This is a genomic window from Janthinobacterium sp. PSRC1-1, from assembly GCF_049897525.1.
Taxonomy (GTDB): domain Bacteria; phylum Pseudomonadota; class Gammaproteobacteria; order Burkholderiales; family Burkholderiaceae_D; genus Janthinobacterium; species Janthinobacterium tructae.
This window is the reverse complement of sequence record NZ_JAFCWK010000010.1, coordinates 39535-62764: the sequence shown is the minus strand read 5'-3', so window position 1 is coordinate 62764 and position 23230 is coordinate 39535. Positions and strand designations below refer to the sequence as shown.

Here is a 23230-nt window from a genome sequence, read left to right as displayed (position 1 = left end):
TACCTTTCGTGGTGTTGCTATGCACCGGCTGGCGTTGATCGCAGCCGTGGTGTTTCTGTCCCGGAGTTTACTCCTGGGGCCTGGCCTCGGCGGCCACGGTATTGCTACCAGATGTTACGAGGTCCGCCGGCGCCACATCGGCCGCAGCGGTCGCTGGTGGGGCTTCCGCAGGGGCCGCCTGGGGTTTCGCATCGTACTCCGGCGCATAATCGCTGCTGTCGTTTTTTGGCACTTTGCGGTCGCGGCGGTCCGTATCGCCATCGAACACCTTGCTTTCGCGCGCCTGCAGGAAGCCGTCGCGGATGAATTCATAACGGTCCAGCGCGGCCGCTTCCATCAGGTTGGTGGCGTCGAGCAGCGCGGCGCGCTTGTCGATGACGCGCGTCACCGTACCGATATTGCGCACCGAGACCGGGTCCTTGTAGCGCCATGGGTCGCCCGTCATATCGAGCGGCAGGGCCACCGTGTCGCGCACGGTCGATGGGCCCAGCAGCGGCAGCATCACGTACGGACCAGGCTGGATGCCATACCAGCCCAGCGTCTGGCCAAAGTCTTCGTTGTGCTTCGGAATACCCGCCTGCGAAGCGAAGTCGATCAGGCCGAAGATGCCGAAAGTCGAGTTCATGCTGACGCGCACGACGTCTTGCAAGCCCGCTTCCCCCTTGCCTTGCAGCAAGTTGTTTACGGCGCTCCACACATCGGACAAGTTGCCGAAAAAGTTGCCCACGCCCGTTTGCACGAACGATGGCGTGACTTTCTTGTAGGCCGTGGCGACCGGCTTCAGGGCCACCTGGTCGACGGTGTCGTTGAACTTGAACATGGCGCGGTTATACCCTTCCAGCGGGTCGCGCGGGTTGGTGCCGGTGGCGCAAGCGCTCACGCTGGCGGCGATGGCCAGGGCCAGGCCGATACGCGCCAGACTGCCTTGGGATTGTTTGGTCGACTCGCTCATTTGCTGTCCTTTCCTTCCGCTGCCTTGCTGTAGATGAACTGATTGATCAGGTCTTCCAGCACTGTGGCCGATTGAGTACGGGCAATCTTGTCGCCCTCTGCCAGGTTCGTCAGATCACCGCCTGCTTCCAGGCCGATATACTGCTCACCCAGCAAACCGGCCGTCAAAATCTTGGCCGAGCTGTCTTTCGGAAATTTGTAGCCATCTTCGATGTCGAGTTTCACCAGCGCCTGGTAGGTCTTGTCGTCAAAGCGGATCTCTGCCACGCGCCCCACCACCACGCCAGCGCCCTTGACAGGCGCCTGCGGCTTGAGGCCGCCAATATTGTCGAACTTGGCCGTAATGGTATACGTCTTGCTGAAAGACAGCGAGCTCATATTGCCGGCCTTGAGCGCCAGAAACATCAACGCCGCCACACCCAGCAAGACGAACAAGCCGACCCAGACATCTATAGATTTACGTTGCATAAACAATCCTAAATAATTTTTACCTGCTGCCGCCTGCGCAACATCCTGCCCAGGCCAGCTTTTGTTGGCTGATCGGCAATTACTTGCTAAACATCAACGCCGTCATCATGAAATCGAGCCACCACACCATCAACGATGAAATCACCACCGTGCGCGTGGTGGCGCCGGAGACGTCTTCCGGTGTCGGCTGTGCCTGATACCCCTGGAACAGCGCGATGAACGTCACCGCGATACCGAAGACCATGCTTTTGACATAGGTACCATTGCCGATATCTTTCCAGACATTCACACCGCCCTGCATCTGCGACCAGAACGAGCCTTCATCGACGCCGATCAGCACGACGCCCACCAGGTAACTGCCGATGACGCCGACGGCCGTGAAGATGCCGCCCAGGATAGGCATGGCGATCACGCCGGCCCAGAAACGGGGCGCCAGCACGCGCTGGATCGGATTGACGGCCATCATTTCCATGGCCGACAATTGCTCGCCCGCCTTCATCAGGCCGATTTCCGCCGTCAGCGAGGTACCGGCGCGGCCGGCGAACAGCAGCGCCGTGACGACCGGACCCAGTTCACGCATCAACGACAACGCCACCAACTGCCCCAGCGATTGCGTCGCGCCAAAGGTGCTCAGCGTGTAATAACCTTGCAAACCGAGCACCATGCCGACGAACAGGCCGGACACGGCGATGATCAGCACCGACCGGCTGCCGATGTAAAACAATTGCTCGATGAGCAAGTGTGGACGGCGCCACAGGCCCCCCGAGGAGGCGATGATGAGGAAGAACGAACGCACGGCAAAGCCGAGGTCTTGTACCGACCGCCGCAACCATGCTCCGATCGCCGCCAGGAAACGCGCGATCATCGGCCGGCTCCCGCGTGCAAGCCCAGGTCGTCGGCCAGCGACTTGCCCGGATAGTGGAACGGTACGGGGCCATCGGCCTCGGCATTGACGAACTGCTTGACGTACGGATGCGTCGACACGGCCATCTGGGCCGGCGTGCCGTGCGCCACGATCTTGCCCGATGATAGAAAATACACATAATCAGCGATGGCGAAACACTCCTTCACGTCGTGCGATACCAGGATAGACGTGGAACCGAGCGCATCGTTCAGATTGCGGATCAAATTGGCCGTCACACCCATGGAAATCGGGTCGAGGCCGGCGAACGGCTCGTCGTACATGATCAGTTCGGGGTCGAGCGCGATGGCACGCGCCAGCGCGACGCGGCGGCCCATGCCGCCCGAGATCTCGGCCGGCTTCAATTGCGCCGCATTGCGCAGCCCCACGGCGTGCAGCTTCATCAGCACCAGGGTGCGGATCAGCTCTTCATTCAGATCCGTGTGTTCACGCAAGGGGAACGCCACGTTCTCGAACGCCGTCAAGTCCGTAAACAGGGCGCCGTGCTGGAACAGCATGCCCATCTTGCGGCGCATTTGATATAACTCGTCGGTTTTGAGCGTATGCACGATCTGGCCGTCGACATTCACGGAACCGGAACCGGGGCGCAGCTGCCCGCCGATCAGGCGCAATACGGTCGTCTTGCCACTGCCGGAGCCACCCATGACGGCCACAACTTTTCCACGTGGGAAATCCATTTGAAGGCCCGATAAAATCGAACGTTCTCCATAGGCAAAGTGTAAATCACGGATCTCAACAAGATTTGGCACGACGAAGCTCACTATTTTAATGGCGTATTGTAGTGCAGAAACGCCAACCTCTGCTGAGACACCCCCTGGCACGGCCCGGGACAGGGGGAGAATACAACACTAATGAATCGAAAGTCAGATATTTTATTGTAAAAAGCGCGAGCCTGCACGTGAGCGCCCCCACAAACGGCGGCATGAGTAAAAGAACAAGGGCCACGACGCATCGCGCGCCGTGGCCCTGGCTTGATCCAGCTCAAATCTTAGCGTGGCAGCAGCGATGCCCCCATCAGGAACTCATCGACGGCACGCGCGCACTGGCGCCCTTCGCGGATGGCCCAGACCACCAGCGACTGGCCACGGCGCATGTCGCCGGCGGCAAACACCTTGGCCACCGAGGTCTGGTAGCAGCCGGCGCCATCCGTTGTCGCCTTGACGTTGCCGCGCGCATCCGTATCGACGCCGAACGCTTGCAGCACCTGCTGCACAGGGGAAACAAAACCCATGGCCAGGAAGACCAGATCGGCCTTCATCTCGAATTCCGAGTTCGGCACTTCGCTCATCTTGCCGTCTTTCCACTCCACGCGGCAGGCGATCAGCTTTTCCACCTTGCCGCCCTTGCCTTCGAAACGCTTGGTGGCCACGGCCCAGTCGCGCTCGCAGCCTTCCTCGTGCGAGGACGAGGTGCGCAGCTTGGTCGGCCAGTACGGCCACACCAGCGGCTTGTTTTCCTGTTCCGGCGGCTGCGGCATCAGTTCGAACTGGGCCACCGAGGCGGCGCCATGGCGGTTCGAGGTGCCCACGCAGTCGGATCCCGTGTCGCCGCCGCCGATCACCACCACATGCTTGCCCGTCGCCTTGATCTGGTCCTTGAGCTTGTCGCCCGCGTTGACCTTGTTTTGCAGCGGCAGGAAATCCATGGCGAAGTGCACGCCTTTCAGTTCGCGGCCCGGCACGGGCAAGTCGCGCGGCTGCTCGGCGCCGCCGGCCATGATGACGGCGTCAAATTCTTTTTCCAGGTCTTCCGGGAAAATGGTTTCCTTGGCCCAGTTGTTCACATGGGCAGGGAAATCCTTGCCGACCAGCACGCTGGTGCGGAACACGACGCCTTCGGCTTCCATCTGTTTCACGCGCAGGTCGATGTGCGATTTTTCCATCTTGAAATCAGGGATGCCATAACGCAGCAGACCACCGACCCGGTCACTCTTTTCAAACACGGTGACGGCATGGCCGGCGCGCGCCAGCTGCTGCGCCGCCGCCAGGCCGGCGGGGCCGGAACCGACGATGGCCACTTTCTTGCCCGTGCTGAAGCTTGCCGGCTGCGGCGTGACCCAGCCGTGCTCCCAGCCCATGTCGATGATCTTGTGTTCGATCGACTTGATGCCGACCGGATCTTCGTGAATGCCCAGGGTGCAGGCCGATTCGCACGGCGCCGGGCAGATGCGGCCCGTAAATTCCGGGAAGTTATTCGTCGAATGCAAGATATCGAGCGCTTCGCGGTAGGCGCCGCGGTACACCAGGTCATTCCAGTCGGGAATGATGTTATTCACGGGACAGCCCGTGGTGCAGAAGGGAATGCCGCAATCCATGCAGCGCGCGCCTTGCACGGTCGCTTGCGCATCCGACAGGTGCAGCACGAATTCCTTGTAGTTCTTCAGGCGCGCGGCAGGCTCCAGATAGTGCTCGTCCTGGCGCTTGAATTCCATGAAGCCGGTAATTTTACCCACGATAGTTCCTTTGTATTTTTAGCTGGCGGGAGCGGCGCGGCCGCTCCCTTCACATTCATCTCGGCTGGCTCAGGCGGCGACGGCTTGTACTTCCATGGCGGCGTCCGCTGCCATTTCAATCAGCGCGCGCTTGTATTCGTTCGGGAAGACTTTCACGAACTTGCCGCGCGCCGCGGCCCAATCGTCGAGCAGGACGCGGGCGCGGGTGCTGCCCGTGTGCTTGAAGTGACGCTCGATCAGGCGCTTGAGGATGACCTCGTCGGCTTCCGGCACGCCGTCGCGGTGCTGCGTATGCCAGGCGTCGCGGTCGAGATGCTGTTCCGCTGCCGACACGACCTTGTCCAGGCTGACCATGGCCGTGTTGCATTTGCTGGCAAAGTCACCCAGCGGGTCATAGACATAGGCGATGCCGCCCGACATGCCGGCCGCGAAGTTGCGTCCCGTGTTGCCCAGCACCACGACCGTGCCGCCCGTCATGTATTCGCAGCCATGGTCGCCCAGGCCCTCGACCACCGTGGTGGCGCCCGAGTTGCGCACGGCAAAGCGTTCGCCGGCCACGCCATTGAAGAACGCTTCGCCGGCAATGGCGCCGTACAGCACCGTGTTGCCGATGATGATGTTGTCCACGGCCCAGCCACGGAATTCCGTATTCGGCCGCACGATGATGCGCCCGCCGGACAAGCCCTTGCCGACGTAATCGTTGCCCTCGCCCACCAGGTCGATCGTGATGCCGTGCGCCAGGAAGGCGCAGGCCGACTGGCCCGCCGTGCCTTGCAGCTGGATATGGATGGTGTCGTCCGGCAAGCCGGCGTGGCCATATTTCTTCGCCACTTCGCCGGACAGCATGGTGCCCACCGTGCGGTTGACGTTGCGCACGGGCGAGATGAAGGAGACGCGTTCGCCCTTCTCCAGCGCCGCGCGCGCTTGCGCGATCAGCTTGTGGTCGAGCGCCTTTTCCAGCGCATGGTCCTGGAATTCCACATGGCGGCAGGCTTGGCCGCTTGGTGTTTCCGGCTTGTAGAAGATGGCCGAGAAGTCCAGGCCTTGCGCCTTCCAGTGCGAAATCGCCTTCGATTTATCGAGCAAATCGACGCGGCCGATCAATTCGTCATACGTGCGGATACCCAGTTGCGCCATCAATTGACGGGCCTCTTCGGCAACGAAGAAGAAGTAATTGACGACATACTCGGGCTTGCCGGAGAACTTGGCGCGCAGCACCGGGTCTTGCGTGGCCACGCCCACCGGGCAGGTGTTCAAATGGCATTTGCGCATCATGATGCAACCTTCGACCACCAGCGGCGCCGTGGCGAAACCGATTTCGTCGGCGCCCAGCAGGGCGGCGATGACCACGTCGCGGCCCGTCTTCATCTGGCCGTCGGCCTGCACGCGGATGCGGCTGCGCAAGCCATTCAAGACCAGCGTTTGTTGTGTTTCGGCCAGACCCAGCTCCCATGGCGTCCCCGCATGCTTCACGGACGACAATGGCGAGGCGCCCGTGCCGCCGTCGTGGCCGGCGACGACCACATGGTCGGCTTTGGCCTTGGTGACGCCGGCGGCGACCGTGCCGATGCCGACTTCCGACACCAGTTTCACGGAAATCGAGGCACGCGGATTGGCGTTCTTCAAGTCATGGATCAGCTGCGCCAGATCTTCGATCGAATAGATGTCGTGATGCGGCGGCGGCGAAATCAGGCCCACGCCCGGCACGGAAAAGCGCAGGCTGGCGATGTATTCGGACACTTTATGGCCTGGCAACTGGCCGCCTTCGCCCGGTTTCGCGCCTTGCGCCATCTTGATCTGGATCTGGTCGGCCGAGTTCAGGTAGGCGGCCGTGACGCCGAAACGTCCCGACGCCACCTGCTTGATGCGCGAGCGCATGGAATCGCCTTCCTGCAGCGGAATATCGACGACGATCTGCTCGGCGCCCACGATGGATGCCATCGTGTCGCCCTGGCGGATCGGGATGCCCTTCAATTCCTGCGTGTAGCGGTTCGGATCTTCGCCGCCCTCGCCCGTGTTCGACTTGCCGCCGATGCGGTTCATGGCCACTGCCAGGGTCGCGTGCGCTTCCGTGCTGATCGAGCCGAGCGACATGGCGCCGGTAGCGAAACGCTTGACGATTTCCTTGGCCGGTTCCACTTCATCGAGCGGGATCGCCTTGGTCGGGTCGAGCTTGAACTCGAACAAGCCGCGCAGGGTCAGGTGGCGACGGCTCTGGTCGTTGATGATTTGCGCGTACTCTTTATAGCTGGAGAAATTGTTGCTGCGCGTGGAATGCTGCAACTTGGCAATCGCATCCGGCGTCCACATGTGGTCTTCGCCACGCACGCGGAACGCGTATTCGCCGCCCGCGTCGAGCTTGTCCGCCAGCACGGGATCGTTGCCGAAGGCCAGCGCGTGCAGGCGCAGCGCTTCTTCCGCCACTTCAAACACGCCGATACCTTCCACGTTCGAGGCCGTGCCCTTGAAGTATTTATCGACCAGCGACTTGTTCAGGCCGATGGCTTCGAAGATTTGCGCGCCGCAGTACGACATGTACGTCGAAATGCCCATCTTCGACATGACCTTCATCAAGCCTTTGCCGACCGCCTTGGTGTAGTTATAGATGGCTTTCTCGGCCGACAGGTCGCCCGGCAAGCCGTGCGCCATCTCGGCCAGGGTTTCCATGGCCAGATACGGGTGGACGGCTTCCGCGCCATAGCCGGCCAGCAAGGCGAAGTGGTGCGTTTCGCGGGCCGAGCCCGTTTCCACGACGAGGCCGGTGGACGCGCGCAAGCCCTTGCTCACCAGGTGCTGGTGCACGGTGGACGTGGCCAGCAGCGCGGGGATCGCCACCTGGTCGGCGCAGATGGCGCGGTCCGACACGATCAGGATGTTGTGGCCGGACTTGACGGCATCGACGGCTTCCGCGCACAGCGAGGCCAGGCATGCTTCCACGCCTTCCTTGCCCCAGGCCAGCGGGTAGCAGATGTCCAGTTCGTACGACTTGAACTTGCCGCCCGTGTGGGCGCTGATGTTGCGCAGACGCGCCATGTCGTCAAAGCCCAGCACGGGCTGCGCCACTTCCAGGCGCATCGGCGGGTTGACGTTGTTGGTATCTAACAAGTTCGGTTTCGGGCCGATGAACGACACCAGCGACATCACCATCGCTTCGCGGATCGGGTCGATCGGCGGGTTCGTCACTTGCGCGAACAGTTGCTTGAAGTAGTTATACAGCGGTTTCAATTTGTTCGACATGACGGCCAGCGGCGAGTCATTGCCCATCGAGCCCGTCGCCTCTTCGCCGGCCACGGCCATCGGCGCCATGAGGAATTTCAAGTCTTCCTGCGTGTAGCCGAACGCCTGCTGGCGGTCGAGCAGCGATGGCTGCTCTTTTTCGCCCTGGGCACGGTCTTGCTTGGCTTGGCCTTCGGCCAGCTTGATCTCGTCGAGCTTGATGCGCACCGAGTTGATCCACGCTTTATACGGCTTGGCGTTGGCGTAGGTGTTTTTCAGTTCCTGGTCGTCGATGATGCGGCCCGCTTCCAGGTCGATCAGGAACATTTTGCCAGGCTGCAAGCGCCATTTCTGGATGATTTTCGATTCCGGGATCGGCAGCACGCCCGATTCCGACGCCATCACCACCAGGTCGTCGTCCGTGACGATATAACGGGCCGGACGCAAGCCATTGCGGTCCAGGGTGCCGCCGATATGGCGGCCATCCGTAAACGCCATGGCGGCGGGGCCGTCCCACGGTTCCATCATGGCCGCGTGGTATTCATAGAAGGCGCGGCGGTTGTCGTCCATCGTCGTGTGGTTTTCCCACGCTTCCGGGATCATCATCATCATCGCCTGGGCGATCGGATAGCCGGCCATCAACAGCAGTTCCAGCGCATTGTCGAAACACGCCGTGTCGGACTGGCCTTCATAGATCAACGGGAACAGCTTTTGCAGGTCGTCGCCCAGCACGGCCGACTTCATCACGCCTTCGCGCGCGCGCATCCAGTTGAAGTTGCCTTTGACGGTATTGATCTCGCCATTGTGCGCGATCAAACGGTAAGGGTGGGCCAGCGGCCATTCGGGGAAAGTATTCGTCGAGAAACGCTGGTGCACCAGGGCCAGGGCCGAGATGCAGCGCGCGTCCTGCAAGTCCTTGTAGTACACGCCCACCTGGTCGGCCAGCAGCAAGCCTTTATACACAATCGTGCGCGCCGACATCGACGGCACGAAGAATTCCTTGCCGTGCAGCAGCTTCAAGGCCTGGATGGCGTGGCCCGACGATTTGCGGATCACATACAGTTTGCGCTCGAGCGCATCGGTGACCATGATGTCCGGGCCGCGGCCGATGAAAATCTGGCGGATGACCGGTTCCTTGGCGCGCACGGTGGGCGACATCGGCATGTCCGTATCGATGGGCACGTTGCGCCAGCCCAGTACGACTTGTCCCTCGATGCGCACGGCGCGTTCGATTTCCTGTTCGCAGGCGATGCGCGACGCGTGTTCCTTCGGCAGGAAGACCATGCCCACGCCGTATTCGCCAGGCGGCGGCAATTCCACGCCCTGCTTGGCCATTTCTTCGCGGTAGTACTGGTCGGGAATCTGGATCAGGATGCCGGCGCCATCGCCCATCAGCGCATCGGCGCCCACGGCGCCCCGGTGATCGAGGTTTTTCAGAATCAGCAAACCCTGTTCGACGATCGAATGGGTCTTGTTGCCCTTGATATGGGCGACGAAACCGACGCCGCAGGCATCGTGTTCATTGGCTGGGTCGTACAGGCCTTGCGCTTTCATGGGCTTCTCCGCTGCATATGAGTATCGAAAACCTAGAGTAGTGCAACGCAACAAAAAACTCAACTAGAACAATTAGGGTCGGAGTCGAATTGAATTTGATTCTGTCTCTCTAAAAATTTAATAGGGACATAGTCGAAGCAATGTCAATAAAACGTCAGAAAGAAACCATTTTTTGTTTTAAATGCGAATCTCTTTCACGGCATCCGTTGCGGCCGCGATTTTGCGGGGACGGCCCCGCTTGGCAGGCAGCACTTGCCGCTGCATTTTCTGCTCCAGCGCCTGCTTGAAAGCGTCGGAGCCCAGCGGCCAGCCCTTCAATACAGCCGCTTCCACCACTTTCACCTGGCTGCTGCCCAGTCCCTGCTCGAACAGGCGCAGATACGCGGCCTCGCGGTCGAACGGCGTATTGCCCAGCGCCCAGTACAGCGCATGGTCGGTGATGAGGGGATCGGGGCGCACACCGGCATGGTGGGCATAGCTGGACCACGCATGGTCCAACGCCTGAGCCGCCAGGCCCGTTTGCACGGGCGCGCATTCCAGGTAGCGGCAGCAAGTCAGGAAGAAATTGTCGGCATCGATGACGGCCGTTTTGTAGCGTCCCTGCCACAAAGCACCTTCGCGGCCGTATTTTTGGTTGAAATACGGCACGTAATAGCGTCCCAGCCACTGCATCAGCTGTCCCAGCCCCGTCGCATCGCTGGGCGTGGCCAACAAATGTAGCTGATCAGGCAATAAAACGTAGGCGTGGATGGCCACCTTGAACATTTTCGCGCCCGTTTTCAGCCAGGACAGGCATTGCGCGTAGTCGGACGCGTCCTGGAACACCGGCTGGCGGTTGCTGCCGCGCTGGATCACGTAATGGGGCAGTGCGGGAATGATGAGACGGGGCAAACGGGCCATGGCAAAGTCATAAAATGAAGGCTAAGGCCTTGATTTTACACACTCTGGCGCACCGGACGCGACTCTGACCCTGTTTGATTGAAAATATCGGGAAAAACGCTGGACTCTGTCCCTTTTATGCTGCAACCCGCTTGCGGGCGGTGCAATAGGGACGATCAGGACAGATTAAAGCTGGCCGACAGGCTGTAGCCCTCGCCATACGCACTGCGCAGCGGCAAGTCCTGGCCCAGGCCCGTCTTGGCTTTCTTGCGCAGGCGGTACACGAGCATGTCGACCCTGCGGCCCGCATCGGGGTCTTCGCCGCCCATACCGGCCACGATGACGTCGCGCGGCACGGGGCGGGTGTTGATGGTGAGCAAGTGCAGGAAGTTGAACTCCTTTTCCGTCAGGGCGATGACGGCGCCCATCAGCTCAAGTTGGCGCGCGCTCACTTTCAAGGTCCACTTGCCCGGCTCGGGCACGGGGTCTTGCGGGCCGACGCGGCGGTCGAGCGCCTCGATGTGGGCGGCCAGTTCGGGAAACTTGATCGGCTTGGTCAGATAGTGGTCGGCGCCCAGGCGCAAGCCCAGGATGCGGCTGTCGAAAGCGACACGCCCCGTCAGCACCAGCACGCCAATTTGCGGATACAGCTGGCGCATGCGGGGGATGACGTTGAAGCCGTCCTCGTCAGGCAAGCCCAGGTCCAGCACCACCACGCCGACATTGCCATGGCTCAACGCCGTCCACATCCCGCCAGCGGAGCTGGTGATATGGACTTCATGTTCGAGCTCAACGAGAAACTCCGCCATGTCTTCGGCGTAGTCCAGATTGTCTTCGACGATCAGTATTTTCGTCATTGCAACGCCATTCTTCCGTTAGTGAGCTACCGTGGGCAAACCATGCCATTCACTTCTGCACCATGATGGACGGCACAATAGGTTTACGTCAAGGAATTATCACGGTTGCCTTCAGCGGAAGCAAGGCTTTTCCTTGTCTAGACAGGAAGCGGCAGCCAAATGCGGAAAAGCGCCCCGCCTTCGGGCAGATTATGCCCTTGCAAACTCCCCCCATGCACGTCCACTACGGCGCGTGCCATGTACAGGCCCAGGCCCGCACCGGGATGCGTGGCATGAGTTCCACGGCTGCCTTTTTCGAACAATTGCGCCAGTTCGTCTTCCCGCAAGCCGGGCCCCGCATCGCGCACGCACAGGGCCACACCGCCCTCGGGCACCAGCCTGGCCGACACGGTGATACTGCTCCCAGGCGGGCTGAACTTGACGGCATTGTCCAGCAGGATTTTCAGGCACAGAGCCATGCCGGGCACGTCGCAGCGCAGTCTGGCCGGCAAGTCCTCGTCCAGTTCCAGCTGCACGCGGTGGCTGGCGGGCACGGTGGCGGCCGCCTGCTGCAGCAAGGCCAGCGGCGCGATGCCGTCGGCGGCCCGCTCGCGGCCGATGGCCGCCATGCGTTCGGGCGACAAATAGTCGTCGATCATGGCCAGCAGGCGGTCGACGGCCGTCTGGATTTTCACATAGCGCTTGCGCGTAGCCTCGTCGGCGTCTTTCGACGTCGAGACGAGGCGCTGGATGGCGCCGTCGATGGTGGCCAGCGGCGTGCGGAACTCATGCGACAGCATCGAGGCGAAGCGCTTCTGCTCCTTTTCCCGCTCGGCTTCCTGCGCCTGGATGGCGCTGACATCGCGCAGCGTGCCCACGACGGTTTCGCCCCGCCCCGGTGCGGCGGGCACGATGGTCGAGCTGATTTCCAGCGCCAGCAGATGCCCGTCGGCATGCGGCAGTTCCACTTCGCGCAGCAGGGACAAACGGCTGGTGTCGCCAGCGCGCCAGCGCTGCAAGCGGGCTGGCAGATCTTGCGCCAGGCGCGCCGCGTGGCTCTGCAAGGCGGGCAAGTCATGGCCCGTCAGGCGCTGCGCGGCGGGGCTGATGTAGAGTAATTCGAGGGTAGTGGCGTCGAGCAGGAAGGCCGCGTCGCGGCCGTGTTCGGCCAGCAGGCGGAACTGCGCTTCGCCCGCCCGCGCGCGCAGCAGGGCGCGGCGCAACTGGACGAAACGCAGCGCCATGAGGATGGCGCCGGCAAGCAGCAGGAGAAGAAAGGGCAGGAAGGGCAGCATGCTTTATACCTGGCAAGAAAGAAGCGCCAAGTATAGGGCCAGCGGCCCCCTTAATCTTCCAGTGGAGCGAAAATCTGCTGCAAGTCTTCCTGCGTGAGCGCCATCTTCTGCGCTTCGCCTTCGGCCAGGATCGATTGCGCCAGCTCCGATTTCTTTTGCTGCAGCAGCTGGATTTTTTCTTCCAGCGTGCCCTTCGCGATCAATTTGTAGACGAACACGGGCTTGTCCTGGCCGATGCGCCAGGCGCGGTCCGTGGCCTGGTTTTCCGCCGCCGGATTCCACCACGGATCGTAGTGGATGACCGTGTCGGCCGCCGTCAGGTTCAGGCCCACGCCGCCCGCCTTCAGGCTGATCAGGAAGATGGGCACGGCACCCTGCTGGAAGGCCGCCACTTGCGCGCCCCGGTCCTTCGTCTCGCCCGTCAGCAAGGCGTAGGGAATGTCGCGCGATTCGAGCTCTTCCTCGATCAATTCCAGCATGCTGGTAAATTGCGAGAAAACGAGGATCTTGCGCCCTTCGTCGAGCAAGTCTTCCACCATCTGCATCAGGTCGAGCAGCTTGGCCGAACCGGCCGATTGCTTCTTCGCCGGCAAGGATTTGACGAGGCGCGGGTCACAGCAGACTTGCCGCAGTTTCAGCAGCGCTTCGAGGATGACGATCTGGCTGCGCGCCACGCCCTTCTTGTCGATTTCTTCGCGCACTTTTTGATCCATCGCCAGACGCACGGTTTCATACAGGTCGCGTTGCGGCCCCGTCAATTCCACCTTGCGCACCATTTCCGTCTTCGGCGGCAGTTCCTTGGCCACATTGTCCTTCGTGCGGCGCAGCAGGAACGGTTTGATGCGGCGGTTCAGCAGCATGCGGCGCAGCGGATCATCCTGGCGCTCGATCGGGTGGCGGAACTGGGTGTTGAACGTCTTCTCGTCGCCCAGCAAGCCCGGCAGCAGGAAGTGGAATTGCGACCACAGTTCGCCCAAATGATTTTCCAGCGGCGTGCCGGACAGGCACAGGCGGTGGCGCGCGCGCAGCAGGCCCGCGCTTTGCGCCGCCTTGCTGCGCGTATTCTTGATGTAGTGCGATTCGTCGAGGATGACCAGGTGGAAATCGTGCTCGCGCAAGGTTTCCTCGTCGCGCGGCAACAGCGCGTACGTCGTCAGCACCAGGTCGCACTGGTCGATCTGGTCGAATTGCTGCGCGCGGTCCTTGCCTTGCAGCAGCAACACTTTCAGGCTGGGCGCGAACTTGGCCGCCTCGTCCTGCCAGTTGCCCATCAAACTCGTCGGTGCAATCACGAGCGCCGGATGCGTCAAACGGCCCGCTTCCTTTTCCACCAGGATATGCGCCAGCGTTTGCACGGTCTTACCGAGACCCATGTCATCGGCCAAAATCCCCGCCAGGTCATGGTCGCGCAGGAATTGCATCCACGCCAGGCCGTCGGCCTGGTAATCGCGCAGGGTTGCCTGCAGGCCAGCTGGTGCCGCCACTTTTTGCACGGAACCGAACTGGCTCAGCTTGCGGCCCATGGCGCGCAATTGCTCGCCGCCCGTCCAGCGCAGTTCCAGGCCGCGCGCCAGCTCTTCCAGGCGCGCCGCATCGAGGGTCGACATGCGCACCGCATGTTTGATCTTGTCGCTGAAGTACAGTTCCCCCAGGGTGTTGAGGATGGGGCGCACACGGCCCCACGGCAGCGCGACGCGCGTGCCGTCCGGCAAGGTCGCCAGCATCTGGTCATCGTCGGCATGCGCCTCGATGACTTTCGGGTTGAAATCGTTGGGCGCGTTGCGGATCAGCTGCACCAGCACGGGCAGCAGCGGCACTCTTTCGTGATTCACGACGATGCCCAGTTCCAGCTCGAACCAGGCGTTGCCGCTGTCCGGGTCCTGGTCGTCGATCTCCGCGTACCAGTCGCCCACGTCGCTCACGTCGTAGCGGTACTTGGCCGTCTTTTCCACGATCCAGCCCTGCTTACGCAAGGCGTCGATGCCGGACTCGGCAAAACGCAGCCATTCCGCCTGGGAAGGCAGTTGCAAGGCGCCCTTCAAGCCGCTCAAGGGGGCCGAGCCCGGCTTCTTGAATTGCAGCTCGGCAAGGGTGGCCAGCGCGCGCGCTTCATCGAGCGTATTTCTCTGGATAATTTCCGTCACCTCGCCCACTTGCCGCACCACGCGCTGCGACGGGTCGAACGCGACGCGCTCGCCATCGTAGTCGTAGGACAGCACGGCGAAATCGCTCCAGCGCTGCGCGCTGCCATCGGCCAGCAGGGCGCTGTCAAGCAGCAAGACCGGTTGCGCCGGCACGTCCTTGCGCAAGCGCTGCGGCAACGGTTGCGGCAGCGGCATCAAATGCTGCAAACCCTGCGCCAGCAGCAGTTGCGACACGCGCACCTTGTCGTTCGCGTTCAACGGCGGCGCCTGTGCCACCAGCGCTTGCAGGTCGGCCAGGGAAATGTCGGAGCCGCCCTGGTTCAGTTCCAGCACGCCGCACGACAGATTGTCGATGTACCACGGCGGATCGGTGGGCAGCATGTAGTCGATCTGGTCGGCGCCATGGTGCTTCGCGCCTTCCGGCGGGTCCACTTGCCAGCCCAGGCGCATGGTCTTGCCTTCGTCGCGCCAGAACAGGCGCGCGGGACGCACGGGACCTTCCTTCAACGGGTACACGAGGCCATTGCCGACATCGGCCCAGGAATTGGCCCACAATAATTTATCCTGCTCGGCCAGCATTTTCAGCAGGGCCGCGCCCACCTTGCCCTTCGGCTCCGTGGCGCTGCCCGTCTGCGAGTTCTGCCCGCTGCGCATGGCCACGAAGAAACGCACGAGGTCTTCGTCGGCCGGCGTCAAGAACGTGGGCGGCGCCGACAGCAGCGAAAAGATTTCGCTGATGGGAGAAGCGGCCGCCACGTCGCCATTCGGCCGCAGCCGCGCCTTGTACAGGCACAGGGCCACGTGGCGGCCACCGCTGGTGGGCGCCAGCACGTAGATCAAGCGATGCTGGTTGAGTTTGGGGTCCGGTTCGGCAATGCTCAGCACGGCCTTCGGATGGGCGGCAGCCTCCACCCGCTGCAGCCAGGTGGCCACGGCATACGGCAAAGGCGCTCCCGGCGCGCTGGCCGGGGCAACTGGGGTTTCACTGGTTTCGTCGCGGGTAAAATCCATGGGGCGCATGTTTGTGTAAAGGTCGTATCCAAATCGGCAACAGGCAATATTATCCGCCATACAGGCGTTGCTGGCTTGATTCACACACGCTCTTTGAACAGTTTTAATGCGCGATGCCTAAAAAATAAGTATTTAATACGACACTTGGGGCCCGCAAGCGGCAAAAGTGGCCCGTCACTGGCCATCTTCGCCGCCCGTGGGCGGCTCTTGTCAGGCCGGCACAGTTTCTTCTTCCGCCACACTGGCGGCCTCGACTACCGGCGCCGTGCTCGTATCGGCTGGCGTAAAGTTGCGCAAAAACAAGAAGAACTGCCCCATCATCTGCGTCCACAGTTGCAGATTGATATTCAGGTATTCGCTGCTGACGCCGCCGGCGACCAGCACATCCATTTCCAGCACGACGAAATCGCCATGCTGGGCCACGCGGGCAAAACGCTTGCTGCGGTGCCATTCGGCCAGCAAGCCGGCCGGCAAGTCGCCGCCCTGCACGCGCAGCGGGCAGCTCAGGGCAGGTCCGCGTACTGGCCGGGCGCCGTTTCATTGCCCCACAACACTTGAAAGCCGATGCCATGGCTGGCACTGTGCAGACGCACGACGCCGTCGTGTTCGATGCTCGTCACGGCGCAGCCGGCCGCCTTGATGGCCTCGGCCGTTTGTTCCGCATTCAGGGTGGTCAGCAAGTTGGTGTTGGTGTGTTCCATCGTCATTCCATTCATTTCAAAGAAAATTATTGGGGGGCTGCTGCGGGCGCGGCCTGCGTTTCCGTCTGACGCGCATCGAAGCGGCCCTGGTACAACTGGTCGCCATATTGCTGGGCGATTTGCTCGAGTTTCACGCGGCTTTGCGCGGCGAACGGCTGGCGCGCTTGCATGACGCCCAGCACGTCAAGCCCCTCATACGCTTGCAGGATGTCCTGCCCGGCCGCATACAGCTGGGCATTCTTGCTTTCGCAGCGCGCCAGGGCGCCGCGCTGCGACGCCACTTCGCCGTCGAGGCGCGCACGCTCCGCTTCGATCTGCTTGCCCGTGGCGGCCAGCTGCTCGCTGGCCTGGCGCAATTGCGCCAGGTGGGCCGTTGCCTCTTGCGCGGCGGCGGCGCTGCGCTGTTGCTCGGCAGCCAGTTTTTCCTTCTGCGCGCGCTCCTGCGCCAGTTGCGACTGGCTGCGGGCCAGCTCCTTTTTCAAGCCGTCGCTGGCGGGCGCTGCGGCAGCAGCGGGCGCGGCCTTGGCGGCGGGCGTACCCTTGGCTTTGAGCACGTCCAGCTCGCCGCGCGTCTGCTGCAATTGCGCCGTGACATTACGCAATTCGGCACGCAGGCGCTCTTCCATGCTTTGCCCCTTCTGTCCCTGCGCCTGGGCGGCGCCACCGGCCAGCAGCATCAGCAGCAAAACCGGCAAACGCGTTTTGTTGAATATCAACATCATGGCTCCTTAAAAACGCGCGTTCAATTCGAGCTGCAGGGTGTCGATCGACAGCGCCGAACCGAACACTTCGCGGCTCGACGTCCAGCGGCCATTGAGCCAGGTATTCTTGTCGAGCGCATACGCGCCGCCCAAGTAATACCCGCGCGCATTCGTGCCGCCCAGGTGGAAGGTGGAATCGTTGTAGGCGTCAGGCAAGGCGTCCGGTTCGATGCGCTTGTAGCCAAGCAGCACGTTCCAGTCGCCGCGCGCCGCCGGGCTGGCCTTGCCCAGCGTCGCCTGCAGCATGTAGGCATTGCCGCCGCTCCTGAAATCGGCTTGCGAGACGCCGCCCGTGCCGCCGAAGTTGTTCATGATGCCGCCCTTGGCGCGCGCCCACATGGCACTCTTGTCGTAGGCCATGTTGCGCACATAATCGCCTTCGATGCGCAAGTCCTTGCCACCGGCCACCTTGCTATCCCAGCGCGCATTGATATTGGCCAGGCGGAACTTCGACGCCAGGCCGACGAATTGCGGCTGCGGCGTATTCGCCGGATCGAGCGGGTTCAGGGCGATATTGCGCAACAGCATCAAGCTATTGCCCTTTTGCATGCTCGACGGACGCGACCAGTCCGTGCTGCAGCCATCGGCGCCCGCGTACAGCGCGCACGGCTGCGAATATTCGCCGCTGATGTTGCGGAAGTTGTAGTAGGCCAGCGCGCCGCGCAATTGGTGGTCGCTATTGATCTTCCACGAGGCGCCCACCTGCGCACCGAGCAGCCATTTGTTTTCGCTCGACATTTTTGCCTGGCTGCGGTTCGGCGCATTGTCGGACGAATACTCGAGCGGAATCAGGCCCAGGGTACCGAACACGGTGACGTCCTTGCTCTCGCCCACCGGTTGCTGCAGCTTGGCGGCGATGCCGTCGAAATTGAGTTCGCTGGAAAACAGTTCGTCGCCCGACACGAAGGGGTTATCGAAGCGGCCCGCCGTCAGTTTCAACCAGGAAGCGGGCTGGTACGACAGCCAGGCCTGGTCCAGCCAGATGTTTTTCTTGCCCAGGCCGCCGCCCAGGGTTTGCGTGGTCGACACGGGGCTGTCGTCGTTGCCGCTGGCCAGGCGGATGCCCGCTTGCGTGTTGTCGGAAATGTCGGCCAGGATGCCCAGGCGGGCACGCGCGCGCAGCAAGTGCTTGCGGTCTTGGCGCGTGTTGAGCAGCGCCGGCAGGGCCAGGTTGGTGTTCGCATTGACGTCATAGCCGCTGCCGCTGTTGAGGGAGCGCCAGTCGATCTCGATATTGCTGTTGGCCATGTCGTAGTAGCGCGATTCGTAGCGCGCGCGCACGTCGCCTTCGACGCGGATGCGCTTGGTCCAGGCCGGCGTTTCATTCGGCGCCGCCCAGCCGCCCGCTTTTGCCTCGGCCAGCACTTGTCTCTTGATCTCGTCGCGGATCTGTTCGCGCACGGTGTGCGAAATGTAGGGCACGCGCACGTCGCCTGGCTGTACCTGCGCCAGGGCGGCCGGTGCCGCGGCAGGGCGCTGTGCTTGCGCCAGCGCCTCGCTCTGCGCCTGCGCCAGCAAGGCTTCGCCGGCATCCTTGTTGAGGGCGCCGCTCTGGATCAGGCCACGGATCAGTTTGACCATGGTGCTGTCGGCCGGGACGGCCTGCGCTTGCACCGCGCCGGCCGCCACGCTCAGGGCGAAGGCGGCCAGCGCCAGCGGAAGGCGGCGCAGGCGCTGTGGGGAAGAAAATATGAGGTTCATCGCTTCTTTCGGTAAAAATGAATATGAATTAAGGACGCTATGGGCGGCGGCCTTTAATGGATACGCGCGCCGGGAAACGCAGGGACGCCGGCGGACGCTCGTCGGCGCGGAAGTCGCGCACCATGGCCAGCACTTGTTCGTCCGTCTGCGCATTGCCCGTGCCTTGCACAAGCTGCACTTTCGTCGTCTTGCCTTCCGTATCGAGCCACAGATCGACGCGGATGTCGGCGAATGCCAGCTGGCGCGTGCGCGGGTCGCGGGCGAACGCCATCTGCAAGGCATTGGCCACATAGCGGCCATACGATCCCGCACCGAGGCCACCGCCACCGCCGCTGCCGCTCATGCCGCCACCGCGTCCGGCCTGGATGCCGAAGGCGTCGCTGCCGGCCTGCGCCGCACCGTCGATGGTGACGGGGTCGCCCTTGTCCGGCGACGGGCTTTCCGGCGCGTCATCCATGGGCTTGTCGGCCGGCGTCGGTTCCGGCTCCGACACTTCCGGCACCACCTTGTCGGGCGTCGGTTCCGGCAGTTTTTCCGGTTCCGGCGGCGGCGGTGGCGGCGGGGGCAGCATCAGCATCGGCGGGGCCGCCACTTCGCGCTTCGTGGCCGCCGTGTCGGACAGCAAATACCAGACCAGCGCGGCCAGCGCACCGGCCAGCAGCGCGCCGCCGGCCACGCCGCCCCAGCGGCGCCACCACTGCGCCGCGCCCGACGGTTCCGAGGCGGCCATCTTCATCATGTCGTCACGCTTCACCTTGCGCTCCTCATGCCGGCTTGCCGGTCACCAGACCCACCTGGTTCAGGTCTATGCGGCGCAGCAAGTCGAGCACTTCGACCACTTTCGCGTATTGCACGGCGGCATCGCCGCGCACAATCACGGGAAAGTCGGGCGTCAGGGCCTTTTCCGTGCGCAAGCGCTCTTCCAGCTCGGGCAGGGTGACGGGATAGGCATCGAGGAAGACCTGGCCCGCGTTGTCGATGGTGATGGCCTTGGTCTTCGGTTTTTCCAGCGCCATGGCCGAACTGGCCTTGGGCAGGTCGACCTTGATGCCGGGAATGCTGGCGTTGCTGGTCAAAATAAAGATCACCAGCACCACCAGCAGCACGTCGACGAAGGGCGTGATGTTGATGCCGCCGCTACGCTTGCGGGGGGTAAACTTGGCGGAGGTGGCCATGGTTATGTGCCCCTCACGCCTGGTGCAGCACGGGACGCATCTGGCGTCCGTCGCCCTGCTCTTCAGCCAGGCGCGTGGCGAATTCGTCGACGAAGACCGCCATATCGGCGACGATGGCGTCGGAACGCGAGGACAGCCAGTTGTAGCCAAACAGCGCGGGAATCGCCACGCCCAGGCCGGCAGCCGTACACAGCAATGCTGCGGCCATGCCCGGCGCCACCGAGTTGATGTCCACGGCGCCGGCCATGGCCGCCACGACAAACACCAGCATGATGCCGATCACGGTGCCGAACAGGCCGACATACGGCGCGCCTTCGATGGTGGTCGAGAGCCAGATCATGCGTTTCGACATGCGCTCGCTTTCGCGCACCATCACGCCATCCATGGCGGCGCGGATGGCGCCGATCGTCGCGTTCGAGACGGCGTTCAAATCGTAGCCACGGTCGTGGCGGCGGCGCATCTCGTCGATGGCCACGTCATACAGACGCCACAGCGAGGAATCGGTCTTCACGGAGGCGCTCAGCTTGCCGTTGCGCGCCAGGTGATCGAGCGGCGCGCCGGCCGCTTCGTGGAACGACTGCATGAATTGCGCATTGGCGCGCGCGATGGCGCCATAGCTGCGGCCCTTGCCGATCATGATGATCCACGACAAGGCCATCATCAGGCCCAGCAAGCCGACGACGATCCAGGCGTCGAGCGGCATGGCGGCGATGATGAAACCAAAATGGCTTTTGCCGGCCTGCTGTTCATCGGCGCCAAACACGGCCAGGCGCGATTCGGAACCTTGCGAGACGGCATCGGCCAGCAGCAGCGCATCGGGACGGGCCGTGCGCGACAGGCGCAGCTCGTCGATGGCGCCCGTGAAGTTGGCCAGGGTGGCGGCACCAGAAGCGACCGGCGGCGCATCGGCGCCCACCGAGGCGGCAGTCGTCAACGCTGGCAGGGCGGTAGCCAGCGAGACGGCTGGGCGGCCGCCCACATACAGGGCCACGTTGGCTTTGTCGGCCTTCACGGCCAGGTGCGACCATTGCGCGGCCTGGATCGGTTGGCCCGGCTTGCTGCGCTGGCCATTCACCTGCACGAACGGCACGCCCTGGTCTATACCGATCAGCAATTCATTGGCGCCGTCGCGGCGCGCATACAGCACTTGCTGCGCGCCCAGGCTGTCCGGGCGGACCCAGGCCGAGAAGGTAAATGGCGCAGCGGCGGCCAGCGCCAGCGATGGCGAGGCGGGCAGCATCAGGGGCGCCGTGCCCAGGCGGGCACCGGCACCGATGACGGAACCGTCGAGCGCCGGCACGGCCGTCTGGGCATGGTTGCCGTAGGCGGTGCTGTCGCGCGAGGGCACGCCAGGTTCGGCGAAGTGGTACACCAGGCTGTAGTCGGGATCAAAAGTGCGCTGGCCGTTGCCGGACGCGGGCGCCTTCGGATTGCCGTAGTACATCCACAATTTTTGCGGCGTACCGGCCGTCAGGGCCGGCACGTCGACCCAGATCAGGGCGATGCCCAGGAGCGGGTTGAATTGCTCGATCTGGTGGTTCAGCACCGTCTTGTCGTCGCCCGCCACGAAGCGCAGGTCGGCGCCACTGTCGCTGACGCCTTCGAAGTTGAAATTACCCGAATGCAAGCGCAGCAGCACGGGAATGCGGCCGGGATCGCCGCCCACGGCGCCCGCCTTCGGGCCGGCATCGACGGTGACGGGTTTGCGGTAAGCCCAGTCGGGCTGCCACCAGGCGTGCGCCAGGCCGGGAACGAGCGTGCCCAGGATCGTGAGCAAGAAAAGAAGACGTTGCATGACAGTAATTCTCCGAAGAAAAGTCTAAAAAAGTGCAGTGCTGGTGAGCTGGCCCGTCAGTAGCTGGCCGACAGGTTGAAATTGATGCGGCGCACGTGTTTGTGCGTGCGCGGGCCATCGCGCAGCGGATACGCAAAGTCGATGCGGCCATTCAGGTAGCGCAGGAACTGGAAGCTGCTGCCCAGGCCCACGGACGCCAGGCCGAACAGGTCTTTCTGCTCGATCATCGGATCGCGCAGGCGCAGGCGCGCGCCATCGGCAAAGGCAAACAGGCGCCAGTTTTCCAGGCGGCTGAAATACGTCAGCTGCGGCGTGCGCCATTCGAGCGTGCCCGACACGCCGTAGTCGCCCGTCGCCTCGGCCGACAGATAGCCGCGCACGGAATTGGCGCCGCCGGCGGCCATCTGTTCGCCCGACACCAGCGCCGCGTCGGCCAGCTGGCCCGCCAGCTTGCCGTACAGCTGCGCACCGCTGCCCAGCGTATAGGTGGCGTTGGCGTCGCCCTTCAGCACGAGGAAGCTGGGCGAGGCCTTGTAGCGCTTGTTGTCATAGGCCGCGCTGTCGCTGCCATAGCCGAACGAGGCGCGCGTGCCGGCCACCAGCGACAGGCCCAGGGCATACGTCGCCGCCTCCGTCTGCGCAAAGCCGTTATACGACACGCTCAGGGGCACGTATTTCAATGGAATGCTCGAGCCGGTGCCATTGAGCGTCAAGGCTTCCTGGTTATCCTTGAAATCGATGCCGCCGCTAAAGCTGTGCCACCAGATGCCGCTGTTGGGCACCGTGTAGTTGACTTTCATGCCCAGCGCGTGGCCCTTGCCCAGCACGCTGGTGCCACCCGTGCTGGCGACGTTGCTGTTCGACTGGTAGCCGGTCGCTTCCACGCTCCAGCCCTGCGTGCCGATGGGCGCCACGTACGAGGCGGACCACACCTTGGTCTGGTTCAGGTCGCCCGGCGTGCCGAAAAAGCTGATGGTGGCGCTATGCCCCAGTTGCCACAGGTTGTCGTGACCGAGCGACATGCTGGTACGCAATTTCTTCGTATCGGCGCTGTAATCGTTGTTCAGGCCGACGCTGGCGCGCCATGGGCTGCTGTCATCCACTTTCAAGTCCACGTCCATGGTGCCGGGCAGGCTGCCCTGCTTGACCAGCGGCATCACCTGTCGCTTGGGGCTGCGGTTCAGGGCCGTCAGTTCCACTTGCGCCTGGGTAAAGTCAGGCACCTTGCCCTCCGTCAGCGCCGGCACTTGCTGGCGCACGTCGAGCGGCGAGTTGTACTGCGCACCGACGACGCGCAAGCGGCCCACCTTGGTTTCGCTCACCTGCAGCACCACCACGCCCTGCTCCACCTGCTGTTCCGGCAAGTCGA

General features: G+C 63.0%; 18 protein-coding genes. All 18 read right to left on the bottom strand.

The window, feature by feature from the left end; all coding sequences use genetic code 11:
* Positions 1 to 67: 67 nt before the first annotated feature.
* Positions 68 to 952, bottom strand: a complete 885-nt coding sequence (locus ACP7DW_RS20645) for an MlaA family lipoprotein (RefSeq protein ID WP_426056491.1) — start codon at positions 950 to 952, stop codon at positions 68 to 70.
* Positions 949 to 1419 (bottom strand): outer membrane lipid asymmetry maintenance protein MlaD, encoded by a 471-nt coding sequence (mlaD, locus tag ACP7DW_RS20640; RefSeq protein WP_096232635.1) that lies wholly within the window; start codon positions 1417 to 1419, stop codon positions 949 to 951. The genes ACP7DW_RS20645 and mlaD overlap by 4 nt, the downstream gene beginning before the upstream one ends.
* 79 nt (positions 1420 to 1498) lie before the next feature.
* On the bottom strand, positions 1499 to 2284 hold the full coding sequence (gene mlaE, locus ACP7DW_RS20635) for a lipid asymmetry maintenance ABC transporter permease subunit MlaE (protein ID WP_141171113.1): 786 nt from the start codon (positions 2282 to 2284) through the stop codon (positions 1499 to 1501).
* A complete protein-coding gene (locus tag ACP7DW_RS20630; protein WP_071075123.1) occupies positions 2281 to 3090 on the bottom strand; it encodes an ABC transporter ATP-binding protein in 810 nt (269 codons plus the stop codon). The genes mlaE and ACP7DW_RS20630 overlap by 4 nt, the downstream gene beginning before the upstream one ends.
* A gap of 239 nt (positions 3091 to 3329) precedes the next feature.
* Positions 3330 to 4793, bottom strand: a complete 1464-nt coding sequence (locus tag ACP7DW_RS20625) for a glutamate synthase subunit beta (protein ID WP_070290321.1) — start codon at positions 4791 to 4793, stop codon at positions 3330 to 3332.
* A gap of 69 nt (positions 4794 to 4862) precedes the next feature.
* On the bottom strand, positions 4863 to 9563 hold the full coding sequence (locus ACP7DW_RS20620) for a glutamate synthase-related protein (RefSeq protein ID WP_426056492.1): 4701 nt from the start codon (positions 9561 to 9563) through the stop codon (positions 4863 to 4865).
* Between the two features lie 177 nt (positions 9564 to 9740).
* The gene (locus ACP7DW_RS20615) at positions 9741 to 10463 is read right to left on the bottom strand and encodes a transposase (RefSeq protein WP_426056493.1); all 723 of its coding nucleotides are present in this window, start codon (positions 10461 to 10463) and stop codon (positions 9741 to 9743) included.
* Positions 10464 to 10618: 155 nt separating this feature from the next.
* Positions 10619 to 11299: a response regulator transcription factor gene (locus ACP7DW_RS20610; RefSeq protein ID WP_034753797.1), complete on the bottom strand. Its 681-nt coding sequence runs from the start codon at positions 11297 to 11299 to the stop codon at positions 10619 to 10621.
* 137 nt (positions 11300 to 11436) lie between these two features.
* A complete protein-coding gene (locus ACP7DW_RS20605) occupies positions 11437 to 12573 on the bottom strand; it encodes an ATP-binding protein (RefSeq protein ID WP_426056495.1) in 1137 nt (378 codons plus the stop codon).
* Positions 12574 to 12623: 50 nt separating this feature from the next.
* Positions 12624 to 15728: a DEAD/DEAH box helicase gene (locus ACP7DW_RS20600; RefSeq protein ID WP_426056496.1), complete on the bottom strand. Its 3105-nt coding sequence runs from the start codon at positions 15726 to 15728 to the stop codon at positions 12624 to 12626.
* 210 nt (positions 15729 to 15938) lie between these two features.
* Positions 15939 to 16217, bottom strand: a complete 279-nt coding sequence (locus tag ACP7DW_RS20595; protein WP_426056497.1) for a hypothetical protein — start codon at positions 16215 to 16217, stop codon at positions 15939 to 15941.
* Between the two features lie 14 nt (positions 16218 to 16231).
* Positions 16232 to 16429 carry a hypothetical protein gene (locus tag ACP7DW_RS20590; protein WP_426056498.1) on the bottom strand — a complete coding sequence of 66 codons (198 nt, stop codon included), beginning with the start codon at positions 16427 to 16429 and terminating at the stop codon, positions 16232 to 16234.
* 26 nt (positions 16430 to 16455) lie between these two features.
* Positions 16456 to 17148 (bottom strand): hypothetical protein, encoded by a 693-nt coding sequence (locus ACP7DW_RS20585; RefSeq protein WP_426056499.1) that lies wholly within the window; start codon positions 17146 to 17148, stop codon positions 16456 to 16458.
* A gap of 9 nt (positions 17149 to 17157) precedes the next feature.
* Positions 17158 to 18891: a putative porin gene (locus tag ACP7DW_RS20580; RefSeq protein WP_426056500.1), complete on the bottom strand. Its 1734-nt coding sequence runs from the start codon at positions 18889 to 18891 to the stop codon at positions 17158 to 17160.
* A 37-nt stretch (positions 18892 to 18928) separates the two neighbouring features.
* On the bottom strand, positions 18929 to 19645 hold the full coding sequence (locus tag ACP7DW_RS20575; RefSeq protein ID WP_426056501.1) for an energy transducer TonB family protein: 717 nt from the start codon (positions 19643 to 19645) through the stop codon (positions 18929 to 18931).
* 10 nt (positions 19646 to 19655) lie between these two features.
* Entirely contained in the window at positions 19656 to 20066 is a 411-nt protein-coding gene (locus ACP7DW_RS20570; RefSeq protein ID WP_034753784.1) for an ExbD/TolR family protein, read from the bottom strand.
* Positions 20067 to 20079: 13 nt separating this feature from the next.
* On the bottom strand, positions 20080 to 21861 hold the full coding sequence (locus tag ACP7DW_RS20565) for a DUF2341 domain-containing protein (RefSeq protein ID WP_426056502.1): 1782 nt from the start codon (positions 21859 to 21861) through the stop codon (positions 20080 to 20082).
* A 56-nt stretch (positions 21862 to 21917) separates the two neighbouring features.
* Positions 21918 to 23225 (bottom strand): ShlB/FhaC/HecB family hemolysin secretion/activation protein, encoded by a 1308-nt coding sequence (locus ACP7DW_RS20560; RefSeq protein WP_426056503.1) that lies wholly within the window; start codon positions 23223 to 23225, stop codon positions 21918 to 21920.
* Positions 23226 to 23230 lie beyond the last annotated feature (5 nt).